At 67.6% G+C, this 14,558-nt stretch carries 12 protein-coding genes; 8 read left to right on the top strand and 4 right to left on the bottom strand.

Going from position 1 to position 14,558, the window contains the following annotated elements:
- Positions 1-37: 37 nt before the first annotated feature.
- Positions 38-547 carry a winged helix-turn-helix transcriptional regulator gene (locus NE236_RS24330; RefSeq protein ID WP_252844424.1) on the bottom strand — a complete coding sequence of 170 codons (510 nt, stop codon included), beginning with the start codon at positions 545-547 and terminating at the stop codon, positions 38-40.
- 124 nt (positions 548-671) lie between these two features.
- Between NE236_RS24330 and NE236_RS24325 the strand changes: the two genes are divergently transcribed.
- The 4 genes from NE236_RS24325 (at position 672) to NE236_RS24310 (ending at position 7,306) form a co-directional block, all read left to right on the top strand.
- Positions 672-1,583, top strand: a complete 912-nt coding sequence (locus tag NE236_RS24325; RefSeq protein WP_252844423.1) for an alpha/beta hydrolase — start codon at positions 672-674, stop codon at positions 1,581-1,583.
- A 235-nt stretch (positions 1,584-1,818) separates the two neighbouring features.
- On the top strand, positions 1,819-3,708 hold the full coding sequence (locus NE236_RS24320; RefSeq protein WP_252844422.1) for a propionyl-CoA synthetase: 1,890 nt from the start codon (positions 1,819-1,821) through the stop codon (positions 3,706-3,708).
- A gap of 95 nt (positions 3,709-3,803) precedes the next feature.
- Complete coding sequence (locus NE236_RS24315; protein WP_504915087.1) at positions 3,804-5,996, top strand: ATP-binding SpoIIE family protein phosphatase; 2,193 nt, start codon at positions 3,804-3,806, stop codon at positions 5,994-5,996.
- Between the two features lie 242 nt (positions 5,997-6,238).
- Entirely contained in the window at positions 6,239-7,306 is a 1,068-nt protein-coding gene (locus NE236_RS24310; RefSeq protein ID WP_252844420.1) for an alkene reductase, read from the top strand.
- 202 nt (positions 7,307-7,508) lie between these two features.
- Here NE236_RS24310 and NE236_RS24305 read toward each other — a convergent pair whose 3' ends face one another.
- Positions 7,509-8,009 (bottom strand): PaaI family thioesterase, encoded by a 501-nt coding sequence (locus NE236_RS24305; RefSeq protein ID WP_252844419.1) that lies wholly within the window; start codon positions 8,007-8,009, stop codon positions 7,509-7,511.
- 92 nt (positions 8,010-8,101) lie between these two features.
- Here NE236_RS24305 and NE236_RS24300 point away from each other — a divergent pair, with 92 nt between their 5' ends.
- Both NE236_RS24300 and NE236_RS24295 read left to right on the top strand, forming a co-directional pair.
- Complete coding sequence (locus NE236_RS24300) at positions 8,102-8,569, top strand: winged helix-turn-helix transcriptional regulator (protein WP_252844418.1); 468 nt, start codon at positions 8,102-8,104, stop codon at positions 8,567-8,569.
- 89 nt (positions 8,570-8,658) lie between these two features.
- Positions 8,659-9,231, top strand: a complete 573-nt coding sequence (locus NE236_RS24295; protein ID WP_252844417.1) for a TetR/AcrR family transcriptional regulator — start codon at positions 8,659-8,661, stop codon at positions 9,229-9,231.
- A 112-nt stretch (positions 9,232-9,343) separates the two neighbouring features.
- Here NE236_RS24295 and NE236_RS24290 read toward each other — a convergent pair whose 3' ends face one another.
- The gene (locus NE236_RS24290; protein ID WP_252844416.1) at positions 9,344-10,210 is read right to left on the bottom strand and encodes an alpha/beta fold hydrolase; all 867 of its coding nucleotides are present in this window, start codon (positions 10,208-10,210) and stop codon (positions 9,344-9,346) included.
- A gap of 737 nt (positions 10,211-10,947) precedes the next feature.
- Positions 10,948-11,799: an alpha/beta fold hydrolase gene (locus NE236_RS24285; protein WP_252844415.1), complete on the bottom strand. Its 852-nt coding sequence runs from the start codon at positions 11,797-11,799 to the stop codon at positions 10,948-10,950.
- A gap of 596 nt (positions 11,800-12,395) precedes the next feature.
- Here NE236_RS24285 and NE236_RS24280 point away from each other — a divergent pair.
- Together NE236_RS24280 and NE236_RS24275 are read left to right on the top strand one after the other, a co-directional pair.
- Entirely contained in the window at positions 12,396-12,998 is a 603-nt protein-coding gene (locus tag NE236_RS24280; protein ID WP_252844414.1) for a TetR family transcriptional regulator, read from the top strand.
- A gap of 547 nt (positions 12,999-13,545) precedes the next feature.
- Positions 13,546-14,550 carry an NADP-dependent oxidoreductase gene (locus NE236_RS24275; protein ID WP_252844413.1) on the top strand — a complete coding sequence of 335 codons (1,005 nt, stop codon included), beginning with the start codon at positions 13,546-13,548 and terminating at the stop codon, positions 14,548-14,550.
- The last annotated feature ends 8 nt before the right edge of the window (positions 14,551-14,558 follow it).

Genomic DNA, 14,558 nt, shown 5'->3' with positions numbered 1-14,558 from the left:
GAGTTCGCGCCGATCGCCTGGCGCAGCCGCGCTCAGCTCACTCGGCCGACTTCATACGAAAAGCTGGGCCGGGGACGCTCTCGATGTCTTCCGCCTGCACAGGGTGGCCTCGTTCGCAGCGAATCTGGATGTCGACGTGCGCGCCGCACGCGCGGTGTCGCGCGAGTACGGCCGGTCCCTCCGGGTCGGCGCGGTAACGATCACCCCAGTGCAGGAGCCCCATCACGGCCGGCACCAGATCCATACCCTTGGGGGTGATCACGTACTTCGGTCGGCTCCGCGAGCCGGGCTCCTTGTAGGTCTCGGTGGTCAGGATCCCTTCCTCCACGAGCATCCGAAGCCGCGCCGCGAGGAGGTTGCGAGGACAGCCGAGGACGCGTTCGAAGTCGCTGAAGCGAGACGAGCCGTACCAGACCTCGCGGAGGATCAGGATCGTCCACTTCTCACCCACGATCTCAAGGGTCCGCGCGATCGAGCAGTTCGACGTGTCCCGGTCGAGGCGGGGGTCCATGCCGGCGTCCTGAAGAGCTTCGGTCCACGCATCCATGAGAGTGATTCTAACGGACTCTGAGTTTACTTTCATATACTCAGCTACTAGCGTCGTGACCAGCACATCGGCCTAGCTGCACACGAGCAGTGGGCGTGGCACCGACCTGTGAAGGAGCGTCACCATGGGAGTAAGCCCAGAGGCACAGCAGTTCGCGCAGTTCCTTGAAAGCGTGAGCGCGAAGTCGTCGACACCGGGCCTCGACCTGGCCATCATCCGCGACATCGTCGAGACGAACCATCGGGCGTCGACCGAGCCGGAAGGCGTCACCTACGCCGAAGTGGACGCGAACGGCGTCCCCGGCATCTGGTGCATCCCCGAGGGCGCCGATCCCGACCGCGCGCTGCTCCACTTCCACTTCGGCGGGTCGGTCACCGCCTCGATGCACTCGGACCGTAAGACCGCCGGCCACATCGCGAAGGCGGCCGGCGCCCGCTCCCTCGTCGTGGACTTCCGCCTGGCGCCCGAGCATCCCTACCCGGCGCAGCTCGACGACGCCGAGACGGCCTACCGGTGGCTGCTCTCGCAGGGCTATGAGCCGCGGAACATCGGCAGCACGGGCCACTCGATCGGCGGCACCCTCGCGGTGATGCTGCCGCTTCGTCTACTCGCGAAGGGCGAGGCGACCCCGGGTGCGATCGTCAGCGTCTCGCCGTGGACCGACCTCACCCTCCGAAACGCGTCGGTGGACGAGAACGAGAAAACGGACAAGATGCTCAGCAGGGGCACGCTCGAACTCTTCCGAGGAGCATGGCTGCAGGACCCCGCAGTGGACTTCGCCGACCCCCAGATCAGCCTCGTGAACGCCGATCTGACCGGCCTGCCGCCCACGATCGTCCACTACGGCGAGTACGAGACCCTCGCCGACGACGGCGCCCAGCTCGGCCGCCGACTCGCGGACTTCAAGGTCACCTCCGAGGTCCACCCGATGCCCGAAGGACAGCATTCGTTCGTCCTGGGCGCGGGGCGCGTACCCGAGGTGGACCAGGCGATCCAGCAGATGGGTGCGTGGCTCCGTCGCCATCTCGGCGCATGAGCGGAAGAACGGCCCGTCACCGCCGACGCCGGGCTTCGGCGAAGGCATGATTACGGGAGGCTCACCGGCCAGCCCGCCGGCACCACCGCGATCCCGGTGACCGGCGGCTGGTCTCAGCCGTCCTGTTCCACCCTGTCAGCCGACACGCGGTATTCGTGTCCCACACCGCTCTGTACACCACCGCGGCAGTCCGGCCCCAAAGCGGCAGAACCCCGAAGCGACAAAGGAGTGCGCGATGGGAAGGTACGAGGATGTCTTCCGCGCCAGTACCGAAGACCCGGAGAGCTTCTGGCTGAAGGCGGCAGAGGGCATCGACTGGGATGTCACTCCGCAACGCGCCCTGGACTCCTCGGGCGCGCCCTTCTACCGCTGGTTTCCCGACGGGCGGCTCAACGTCTGTTTCAACGCGGTCGACCGGCACGTCGAAGCCGGCCGCGGCGAACAGCCCGCGCTCATCTATGACTCACCCGTGACCGACACCCGGCGCACCTACACCTACGCGCAGCTGAGGAACGAGGTGGCGGCCTTCGCCGGAGCACTCGCACAGCTCGGCGTGGGGCACGGCGATCGTGTGGTCATCTACATGCCGATGGTCCCCGAGGCCGCTGTCGCGATGCTGGCCTGCGCGCGTATCGGCGCCATCCACTCGGTCGTCTTCGGCGGGTTCGCCCCGCGCGAACTCGCCCTCCGCATCGATGACGCGGCCCCCAAGGTGGTCGTCTCCGCCTCCTGCGGCATCGAGGGCAAGCGTGTCATCGCGTACAAGCCCCTGCTCGACCGGGCGATCGAACTCGCGGTGCACAAGCCGGAAAAGCGTGTGATCCTTCAACGCCCGCAGGAACCGGCCGAGTTGGGGCCCGACGATCTCGACTGGGGCGACCTGGTCGCCGCCGCGCCGCCGGCCGACTGCGTTCCCGTCCCCGCCACCGACCCCCTCTACATCCTCTACACGTCCGGAACGACCGGAAAACCCAAGGGAGTCGTGCGTGACTGCGGCGGCTACGCGGTCGCCCTCCACTGGTCAATGAGAGCCGTCTACGACGTGGGCCCAGGCGAGACGATGTTCACCGGCTCTGACGTCGGCTGGGTCGTCGGGCACTCGTACATCGTCTACGCGCCCCTGCTGGTCGGCGCCACGACGGTCCTGTACGAAGGCAAGCCGGTCGGCACCCCGGACGCGGGCCAGTTCTGGCGCGTTGCCGCCGAATACCGGGTCAAGACCATGTTCACGGCCCCCACCGCCTTCCGGGCCATCCGTAAGGAGGACCCGAGGGGAACGCTCACCGCGGACTACGACCTGACCGGCCTGCGCCACCTCTTCCTCGCCGGCGAGCGCCTCGACCCCGAGACCTATCACTGGGCGAGCGCTCTTCTGGGCATCCCGGTGATCGACCACTGGTGGCAGACCGAGACCGGCTGGCCCATCGTCGCCAACCCCGTGGGCATCGAGGCCGCTCCCATCAAGCCCGGGTCCCCCACTCGCCCGCTGCCGGGCTGGGACGTCCGCGTCCTCAACCCTTCGGGCGGGCCGGCGCCCGCAGGCGTCGACGGCGCGATCGTCGTGAGGCTCCCCCTGCCGCCCGGCGCACTCCCCACTCTCTGGAAGGACGACGACCGCTACGTCGCCTCCTACCTCTCCGCCTACGCCGGCTACTACCTCACCGGCGACAGCGGCCACATCGACGACGACGGCTACGTCTTCGTCATGGGCCGCACCGACGACGTCATCAACGTCGCCGGACACCGGCTGTCCACCGGCAGCATGGAAGAGGCCCTGGCCGCCCATCCCGACGTCGCCGAGTGCGCCGTCATCGGCGTCGCCGACGCCCTGAAGGGACAAGTACCGCGCGGCTTCGTCGTCCTGAAAGCCGGCATCGACCGCGAACCGAGCGACGTCGAGGCCGAACTCGTCCAGCTCGTACGCGAGCGCATCGGTGCCGTCGCCTCCCTCAAGGACGTCACGGTCGTTGCCGCCCTGCCCAAGACCCGCTCGGGAAAGATCCTGCGCAAGACGATGCGCGGTATCGCCGACGGCCACGACGAACCCATCCCCTCCACGGTGGACGACCCCAGCGTCATCGAGGTCCTGCGCCCTGTTCTCCGCAGCGCCGGTCACACCCCGTGAACGGCTGACTCACGGCCTGATCGACGGTGGGCGAGCGCGTCCACCGGACTGCGCGGGGCACGGCCCGTTGACCAGGGCAGGGGTAGATTCTGATTGTGGGAACCGACGCCCATGTCTTCCTCAGCGATCTCGCTCGAGGCCTCGCCCCCCGAGCGGATCAATTGACCGACGTGATCCTGCAACACTTGCGCAGCGAGCTTCCCGAGCTGTGGAAGTACGAGGACATCGCCGCCCTGGCGCCAGTGGCGTTGTCCGAACACGTCGCCGCCGGTCTTGATTTCTTCGAGCGCGGCCTTGATATGACCGAGGTCAGGACGCCACCTGCCGCCATCGAGTTCGCTTGCCGACTCGCTGAGCACGGGGTGCCGATGAGCCAGCTCCTTCGCGTCTATCGGCTCGTCCACGCAGACCTGCTTCATCAGCTCTATACGGAAACAGCCCGTGTCGCCGGGTCCGAGGAGCTGATCAACGCGACGACGGTCACACTGAGCGCGCTGGCCTTCGAATACGTCGATCGCACGGCGGAACAGACTGTCGCGGCATACCAGAGGGAACGCGACCGCTGGCTGCAGCGGCGGCTGATCATGATCAACGAGGCCGGGACGCGGATCGGGACCACCCTGGACACCACCCGCACCGCGCAGGAACTGGCGGACGTCGGTGCCGACCACCTCGCAGACCTCGTCACGGTCGACCTCCTTTCCTCCGCCCTCCAAGAGGAGGGGACGTACGCGGTAGCCGGTCCTCCGACACTCCGCCGAATCGCCCAGGCGGTCTCGGACGATTGTCCGGACCCGGCAGTCGTCACAGGGCAGACGCATACCTACCCGGAAGGCTCGGAGCCGGCTCGCGTACTGGCCACCGGACAGCCCCGCCGGCTCCGCATCACCGCCGACGACGTCCCCGCATGGCTGGCGATGTCGGCGGACCACGAGCTCGCCCTGCACACCTTGGGCCTCCGCTCCATGCTCCTGGTCCCGCTGTGGGCCCGCGGCAGCCCGTTGGGACTCGCACAGTTCGTCCGCCGTCAAACGGCAGACCCCTTCGACGACGACGAGCTGCTGCTGGCCCAGGAGATCGTGTCCAGAGCAGCGGTGAACATCGACAACGCCCGTCGCTACACCCAGGAGCGTTCCACCGCACTCACCCTCCAACGCAGCTTGCTACCGCAGCACGTGCCGGAGGCGTCCGCCGTCGAGACGGCATCGCGCTACCTGCCCAGCGGATCGCGAGCGGGCGTGGGAGGCGACTGGTACGACGTGATACCGCTCTCCGGAGCCCGCGTCGCACTCGTCGTGGGCGACGTGATCGGTCACGGCCTCCATGCCGCGGCCACCATGGGCCGGCTGCGGACGGCCGTCCGTACTCTGGCGGACATCGACCTGATGCCCGACGAACTACTGACACACCTTGATGACGTGGTCATCCGCCTGCAGCGCGAGGAGGAACGGGGCACGGACGAGATCAGCGCCACCTGCCTGTATGCGGTCTACGACCCTGTCTCCCGCACGTGCTCCCTGGCCAGCGCCGGACACATTCCGCCGGCCGTGGTGCCTCCCCCGATCGCTGACGACGATGCCCACGCATCCCGCGCGGTCGACTGCCCGGAGCTGCCGATCGGCCCGCCCCTGGGCCTGGGCGGACTCCCCTTCGAAACTGTCCAGTTCGAACTGCCACCGGGCAGTCGGCTGGTTCTGTACACCGACGGCCTCGTCCAAAGCCGCTCTCGTGACGTCGAGACCGCCCTCGCGTTGCTGCGCGATGTTCTCGCCCGAGCACCGGCGTCGCTCGAGGAGACCTGCGACGAACTGCTGTCCGCACTGCTGCCCAGCCGCCCCGCAGATGACGTCGCCCTCCTTGTGGCACGAACCGGAGCTCTTGACGCCGATCACGTCGCCACATGGGATCTCCCCTGCGACCCAGCAGTCGTCTCCGAGGTCCGCGTCCACGCATCCGATCAGCTGGCCGCCTGGGGTCTGGGAGCAATGGCCTTCACCACCGAGCTCGTGGTCAGCGAACTGGTGACGAACGCGATCCGCTATGGCAGGAGCCCCATCCAACTGCGGATGATCCTTCAATCCGATCTGACGTGCGAAGTTTCCGACGCCAGCAGCACCGCCCCGCACCTGCGCCGTGCCCGGGACCTCGACGAGGGCGGCCGCGGCCTGCTCCTCGTCGCCCAGCTCACCGAACGCTGGGGCACACGGCACAACCGCGAAGGCAAGGTCATCTGGGCGGAGCAGCTGATTCCAGCCTCCCTTGCAGAACTCTCATCCACCCTGGCATGAGGTTCTTGCACGAGCTGCGCCGCAAGGCTTCGTAACCCACCCGGGCCCTCCCTTGCGACAACCCGCCCGAGCGAATAATATTACGATCGTAATTTAATAGATCGTGCGGACGACAGCTCAGCCGACGGGGCACGACGGGTGCGTCGTCGGACCCGGAAGCAGAAGCGCCCGGGTCCCACGTCCACGCGGTGTCCGCCCCCCGCCCCTTTTGGAACCACCACCCATCACCTGAGGAATCACCCATGCTCAACGCCCTGTGGAACCCGACCGTCGCCGGAGAGATCTCCCTACCGCACCGGCTCGCCATGGCCCCCCTTACCCGCAGCCGGGCCACCCCCGACGGCGTACCGACCGAGCTGAACGCCGAGTACTACGCCCAGCGCGCCTCGCACGCGCTCATCATCACCGAGGGCACCCAGCCCTCCGCCGACGGCCAGGGCTACCCGGTGACCCCGGGCATCTACACCGAGGAACACATCGCCGGCTGGCGCAAGGTCACCGACGCCGTCCACGGGACCGACGGGCGCATCGTCATCCAGCTGATGCACACCGGGCGAATCTCCCACCCGGACAACACGCCCCATCACCGGCAGCCGGTGGCCCCCTCCGCCATCAAGCCTGCGGGCCAGACGTTCACCCCGTCCGGACTCCAGGAGATGCCGGTGCCGCGCGAGCTGTCCACCGAGGAGGTCGCCGCAACCGTCGACGACTTCCGGCGCGCCGCCGCAGCCGCCATCGCGGCCGGCGCCGACGGCGTCGAGATCCACGGGGCCAACGGCTATCTGGTCAACCAGTTCCTCTTCCCCAGCGCCAACCAGCGCACCGACCAGTACGGGGGCTCCCTCGACAACCGCATCCGCTTCGCGGTGGAAGTCGCCTCAGCAGTGGCCGGCGAGATCGGTGCCGGCCGCACCGGCATCCGGATCTCTCCCGGCAACCCTTTCCAGCTCAACGACCTCGCGGAGAGCGACCCGCACGAGCTCTACCCGCACCTCCTGCGTGCCCTCGCTCCCCTCAACCTCGCCTACCTGCACATCGGCCACGGCGGCGACGAGGAACTCCTCTTCACCCTCCGCAAGCTGTGGCCCACCACGCTGATCCTCAACCGGGCCGGCGCCGACATCGCCACCCGCGCCAAGGACGTCGAAGAAGGTCTGGCCGACGTCGTCACCGTCGGCACCATGGCCCTCGCCAACCCCGACCTCGTCGAGCGCGTACGCTCCGGCGCCCCCCTGAACACCCCCGACCCCGCCACCTTCTACGGCGGCGGCGCGGTCGGCTACACCGACTACCCCACCAACGCCGCCTGACGAAGAGCAGCACGGCGCCCGAGGGAAGCATCTCCTTCGGGCACCTGGGCACGCCTGCGGCTCACGGCGGTGGCTACCCGAGGAGTCGACGGGCCGCCACCGACGTGCGCCACAGCCGTTTCACCTCGTACTCTGGCGTTCTGCGCCGAGATCGAGGGAGTCCGGCATCACGGCCCAGGCCGATACCGGTCGCCGCCGAGGCTCACCCCTGCGGGGGAGGCACCGGGAAGAGCATGCAGCTACTGGTGGCGTGGGCGAGCAGACGGTCCGTCCCGTCGACCAGCTGCGCCTGGGCCAGGGCGGTTTGACGGCCCTTGTTGACCACCGTGCCGATGGCGCGCACCGTACCCGTGTCCACGGTGATCCGTCGCAGGAATTTCACCGTCAGGTCGAGTGAGGCGTACGCCATGCCCTGCGGGAGGGTGGACTGGACGGCACAGCCCGCCGCCGAGTCGAGCAGGGTGGCGAAGATGCCGCCGTGCACGCTGCCGATCGGGTTGTAGTGCTCCTCGCCCGGCGTCAGGGAGAAGACCGCCCTGCCGGGCTCCACCTCGTCCAGGGTGAAGTCGATGGCGTAGTTGATGGGCGGCCCCGGCAGTCGCCCCGCACGCAGCTCGCGCAGGAAGTCGATGCCCGCCATGCGTCCGGCGGCTTCCGCCAGGATCGCGGGATCTTCCCATTGATACGTACGTGTTCGTCCCACGACCGGGCACCTTCCATCTGACTTTTACGAGTGAAGCTAGCTTCCCGTTCACCTGACTGTCAATGACGAAGCCAGGCCTCTACGATGGCGGCATGGAGTGGCTTGAAGCGAGCACGGAGAACTGCCCCGTCCAGCGCACGCTCGACGTGGTGGGAGAGAAATGGACGTTGCTGATCCTGCGTGACGCCGTCAACGGCGTCCGCCGCTTCGACGACTTCCACCGCCACATCGGCCTGTCGGAAGCCGTTCTCAGCGACCGGCTCCGGAAGCTGATCTCGGCCGGCATCCTGAAGACCGCCCCCTACCGGGAGCCGGGCAGCCGCTCCCGCAACGAATACCGCCTGACCCACAAGGGCTGGGACCTGTGGCCCGTCCTCATGGCGCTCAGCCAGTGGGGCGAGACGTACGCCCTCGACCCCGAGGGCCCGGTGCTGGACATCCGCCATACCGACTGCGACGCTCCGGTCCGCGTCGTCGTCGAGTGCTCCGCGGAGCACTCCGCCCTCACCCCCGGGGACGTCACTGCCCGACTGGGATCTGGTGCTCGCCTCCGGTCGTGAGCCGGCCCGGTCATGATATTACGCGCGTCAGGTCATGGATTAGTCTTGAGTGTGAGGCATCGGCCTGACGGAGCGAACGGAGGAAGCTCGTGGTGCGTTACGCCAAGGAGCACAAGCAGGTGACGCGGCAACGCATCATCGAGAAGGCCGGCCACCGGTTCAAGCAGGACGGCATCGACGGCTCGGGCATCTCCACGCTGATGTCGGACGCGGGGCTCACCAACGGAGCCTTCTACGCCCACTTCGCGTCCAAGGACGACCTCGTCGCCCATGTGGTGGCCGACGAACTGCGCACACAGGTCGAGAGGTACGACACCCTGCGGCCCGGCCGCCCGGGACTCGAGGACCTCATTCGCGAGTACCTGTCCGCCGAGCACCGGGACAACCCCGGCCTCGGATGCCCCTCCGCCGCCCTGCTCGACGAGATAGGCCGCTGCGGGGACGGGACCAAGCAGGCCTACAGCGACGGTGCGCTGGCCGTCATGGAGGAGATCTCCGCTCGCCTGACACCCGAGGACCCGCGGTCCGCTCGGGCCAAGGCCATCGGGCTCTTCACCATTATGGTGGGGACGTTGCAGCTGTCCCGGGCCCTGTCCAACCGGAAGCTCGCCGATGAGGTCCTCGAGCAGGGAATCGAGAACGCTCTCGCGTTCATGCGATGAGGGGGAAGGCGAGGTCGCAACACTGAACGGGTGCCTCAAGCCGCTCGCCCGAAGAGCGCCACGACTCTGAGGCACCATCCTCGGCCCAGGCGACGACCGTACTTCGCGCCTACTATCGTTCGAGGAACTCAAGAGCCGTCTCCACGAACTGCCGGTGGAACTGGAAGATGCCGCCGTGGCCGGCGTCGGGGTAGATCACCAACTCGCCGTTCGGCACTCGCCGCGCCAGGTCGGCCGAGTTCTTCGACGGAACCATCCTGTCGCTCTCACCGTTTGCGACGAGCACAGGCTGGTGGATGACGGAGAGATCGTGGGACTGCTCCAGCCCCCAGCGGTGAATGGCCTTGAGCTGGGCACTGTACGACATGAGGGAGATCGCCTTGTCCCGGTCGTGGGTGCGCTCCTTCAGGCGAGCCAGGAACTCCTTCCCGGCCCGACGCCCGTTCGCGGTGCGGGTGAAGAAGAGGAACTGCTTCGGGTCCTGAAGGGTGAGCAGTCCTCGGACGGTGTCGAGATGGGACAACCGGGTCACGTTCTTGATGCCCTCGCCGCCCGCAGGACCGGTACCTGTGAGGATCAGCTTGCGGACGAGTTGCGGTTCGGTTTGTGCGATCGCCTGGGCGATCATGCCGCCCATCGAGAAGCCGTGGAGATCGACGTGCTCGAACCCGAGCGCCCGGATGAAGGTGACGGCATCCTTCGCCATCGCCTGGATGGTGCGCGGCGTCGAACCGGTGGAAGCGCCGACGCCCCTGTTGTCGAACGTGATGACCCGGTGCTTGGCGGCGATGCCGTCGACGACCCGAGGGTCCCAGTTGTCGAGGACCCCGGCGAGGTGGTTGAGAAAGACCACCGGGACGCCGGGCTGGGGACCGAGCTCGCGGTAGGCGAAGGCCACTCCCCCGGCGGTGATGGTCCGGGTCGGTGCGTTCTTGTACGACGTCACCACGTCGCCTCGTACCTCTTGTGAATCATTCACGGTCGTGCCCTTCGGTGTGGGGGTTTCTGCGAGCGCGCGCCGGCCCCTCCTTCATGGAGGGGCCGGGCGCAGAGCAGTTACCTGCGCGCCTCCCGGCTGCAGTTTGCGGGGTCGACGCTCAAAGGCAGTGGGGGTCGGAACCTGAGCGGTCGAGCCCCTCAGCATCACGTGGACAATTAAAGTATGACCGTAATTCAATGGGGAGGCAAGTAGGCGAGCTGAACGAGATGACGTCATCGTCGGAATCGCGAATCGGTTCTGTCGGCGGTCTCGACTCTTCACGTCGTGGAGCAGGTACTCATGCGTCGGCGGCCGTGGGCCGGACCTGGACGCCGTCGGTGATCGCCGACGGGCTCCAGCGCACTGGAGGCGTAACCCTGTCTTCCTCCTGGATCTCGGTGCCGTGTTCGGATTCGCCCCGACCCTGCTCACTAGCTACACCTGGGTCCACGACGGCACGGCGACGATGCGGCGGGTCACCGGCACGGCCGGCCGCCGGTTCAGGGAGACGGCGTCGACGGCTCGGCGCTCATGGCGTACGCGGGCTGAGCAGGACAGCCAGGTTGAGCATGGGCCATCTGCGCGAGGTCACGTCGCTGGGACGCACCGACTGCCGGCTAGGTCTCGTGGTGGGTTGCGTTCGGACAATCGTGCACGCGCCGCCTCACACGGCTGTGAGGCGGCGCCTGCACGATGGACCACCGGCCTCCGCCCTGCATCGTTCGGGGTCGGCGTGGTCAGGCGGCGAGGAAGTCGGCCACCTGCTTGGTGAAGGCCTTGGCGTACTGGAAGAGGAAGGCGTGGCCGGCGCCGCTGTAAAGCACGAGGGTGGCGTTGTCGAGGTGCTGGATCGCGACATAGGAGTTGTGGGCGGGGATCATCACGTCGTTCAGGCCGTTGGCGTAGAGGACGGGATGCTTGATGGCCTCCAGTTCCGCCCGCACCTGGTCGAAGGGGGCTGCCAGGAGAGTGCCCGCCGCGGTGAGCATGCCCTGCGCCGCCGTCTCGGAGACCGCAGGGCCACCCGCGGCGAGCCGGGTCGAGACGTGGCCGAAGTGCTCGCGCCCAGAGGCGCGGGCCGTGTCCGTCTCGGGGTAGAACAGGTACAGCATGTCCTCCAGGTCGGCATCGGGCTTTGCCATGATGCCCAGGACCTTCTCGCTCATGGGCGGCGCATCGGGCACCCAGCCGGCCGGGCCGCTGCCCGCCACGACGAGCTTGCGCACCAGTTCGGGGCGTCGCAGGGCCACACGCTGGGCCACGATGCCACCAAGGGACCAGCCGAGCAGGTCGGCCTGCGCGAGGCCGAGTGCCTCGATGAACTCGATGGCTCCCTCGGCGAATCCTTCGAGGGAGTCGCGCGGCTCGCCGTCGGTGTAGCCGACGCCGACGTTGTCGAACACGATCACGTCGTGGTCGGCGGCCAGGTAGTCCAGGAACTCCGGGTCCCACCAGTCGATGGTCCCGCGGAAGCGGTTCAGCAGGACCAGCGGGACGCCGCCCTGCGGACCCATCCGCCGGTAGGTGAACCGCGCGGAGGGACCCTCGACGGTGAGGTCCTCGGCCTTGTCTGCCAGATACGTGCTCATGATGTCCTTCTCTTGTTGGTGGGTGTGCGTGACATCTCGCGGGTCTGCTCGCGCAGCACACCAAAGACGTGCTGGGACTGCGGGATGGAGTTCTCTTCACCGGCGCCCGGTGTGCTCAGCCGGCGTTGCCGACCAGGTCGTGGATCCGCCCGAATTGGCCGATCACCTGCTCGACCACGTTGTTGACCTGCGCGTCACCGGCTGCATCGAGCTCGACGAAGATTCAGCCGCCGCGACGGGTGACCTCCATGCCTTCCGACTCGTTCCGATCACCTCGGAATCCGCCTTGCGGAGCGCGAGGGCGGCACCTCCCGGGATGTACAATTGAATTATGTTCGTAATACTATGCATGGGAGACCGCGGGGCGCAAGTGAGTGCTTGCGGCAGGCGGCAGCCCGCGGCGCGCTACGGAATGAGCCCGAGCCGGCAGCGAGACGGCCCGTCGCAAGAGGGGGCGCGAGGCTGCCCAGCGGCACCTCGCCGTCGACCGAGCGGTCGCCGGACACCCTGAAATCATTGGATTACGTTCGCAATACAATACAGCGAGGGAACCAGTGGAGGGCGAGCAGCTCCTCCGGCGAGCGAAGGAGCGTGCGTTGCGATACGGGAAAGAGCACAAGCAGGCGACCAGGCAGCGGATCATCGAGACGGCCGGCCGCCGGTTCAAGCGGGACGGCATCGACGGCTCGGGCATCTCGACACTCATGAAGGACGCGGGGCTGACCAATGGCGCCTTCTACGCCCACTTCACATCAAAGGACGACCTCGTGGCCACCGCGGTCGCCGACCAGTTGCAGGCACAGAACGCGAACATCGTCGCGCAGGCAGCACCCGGCCGCGCCGGGCTCGAACAGATCGTGCGGTGGTACCTGTCCACCCAGCACCGCGACAGCCCCGACGACGGCTGCCCCTCCGCCGCCCTGCTCGACGAAATCGGGCGCTGCACAGACCCGACCAAGCAGGCGTACACCGACGCCGTGCTGGTTGTCATCGACGGCATCGCCGCCCGCCTGGCACCCGATGATCCACTCTCGGTCCGCACCAAGACGCTCAGCGCCTACGCCATGATGGCCGGGACGCTGCAGCTCTCCCGAGCCCTCGCCGACGAGCAACTCGCCGATGAACTCCTTGAGCAGGGCATCTACAACGCCCTCGCACTACTGGGCGTCGAGCGTGAGCACGCCAGGACCTCGGACTGACGTATCTGCAGAATGTACCTGGGCGCACCACAGGTCGCCCGTTACGCCTGGGCGGCGCACCGCTTGACCCCACGCCATATCAACTCCTCGTCGCTCAAGCCGAATGGCTCCGCGAGGCTTCGAGGGCAACAGCTCGGCCGGCGACCGGGCCTCGCTGATCAGTCCCGCGTCCGCCACGGGCACGGCCCCCGAGAGGAACGGGCCTAGTTGCAATCCGCCGACCGACCGCTTAGCATTACGAGCATAATCCAATGATCTTGGCCCTCGCCCGCCACACGGGCCGACGTTGGCATCCACGACACGAGACAGGGCACCCCCGGAAGGTTCTACCGACCGAGGTAAACGTCGGGCACTACAGCCGGCGCGCCTCACACGCGCTCATCACCGAGGGCGCTCAACCCTCCGCCGACAGCCAGGGTCAAGAGCCCCGCCTCCCATAAAACCCATTACGCAAAACCGCATACCGCCACGAATCACTGCCCACTACCCGGGAAGCCCGGGATGAACAGCACCCCCGTCCGCTTGCGGACGAGATATGGAGACGACGATGAGGGCCTTCACGGTAGAGCGCTACGGCGACAAGGCCGGCGTGCGTGCCGGCGACGTGCCGGACCCGGAGGTGGGCGCGGACGACGTGCTGGTCCGGATCCAGGCCGCGAGCATCAACCCGCTCGACCGCATGATCCGAGACGGGGAGATGAAGGCGATCCTGCCGTACCGGGTCCCGTTCGTCCTGGGCAACGACCTGGCCGGAGTGGTGGTCGATGTGGGTGCGGCCGTTACGCGGTTCGCGGTGGGCGACGAGGTCTTCGCCCGCCCCGACAAGGACCGGATCGGCACGTTCGCCGAACTCATCGCGGTGCACCAGGACGACGTGGCGATCAAGCCGGCCACGCTGACCATGGAGGAGGCAGCGTCCCTTCCCCTGGTCGCCCTGACCTCGTGGCAGGTGCTGGTCGAGCGGGCGCACATTCAGCCGGGCCAGAAGGTCCTCATCCACGCGGGCTCCGGAGGCCTGGGCACCATCGCCATCCAGTTGGCGAAGCAGCTGGGTGCGCGCGTGGCGACCACCACGAGCACGGCCAACGTCGACCTGGTGAAGCGTCTGGGCGCGGACGTTGTCGTCGACTACAAGAAGCAGGCGTTCGAGACGGTGCTGCACGACTATGACGTCGTCCTGGACTCGCTCGGCGGCGAGACGCTCAAGAAGTCCTTGGACGTGCTCAAGCCCGGCGGGAAGGTCATCAGTGTCGCGGGCCCTCCCGATGCTGCTTTCGCCAGGGAGCTGGGAGCGAATCCGATCATCCGGCTGGTGATGTCCGCGCTGAGTTTCCGGACCCGACAACGCGCCCGGCGCCGCAACGTGACGTACTCGTTCCTGTTCATGAAGGCCAGCGGGGACCAGCTGCGCGAGCTCACCCCTCTCATCGAGGCCGGCAAGATCCGACCCGTCGTCGACACCGTGTTCCCGTTCGAGTCTGCCCGAGAAGCGCTGGAGTACGTCGAAGCAGGGCGCGCGAAGGCCGGCAAGGTCGTCGTCAAGATGACGTGAGGGAACAG

This window comes from Actinoallomurus purpureus (genome assembly GCF_024055795.1).
GTDB classification, from domain to species: domain Bacteria; phylum Actinomycetota; class Actinomycetes; order Streptosporangiales; family Streptosporangiaceae; genus Actinoallomurus; species Actinoallomurus purpureus.
This window is presented reverse-complemented; position numbering and strand designations above follow the sequence as displayed.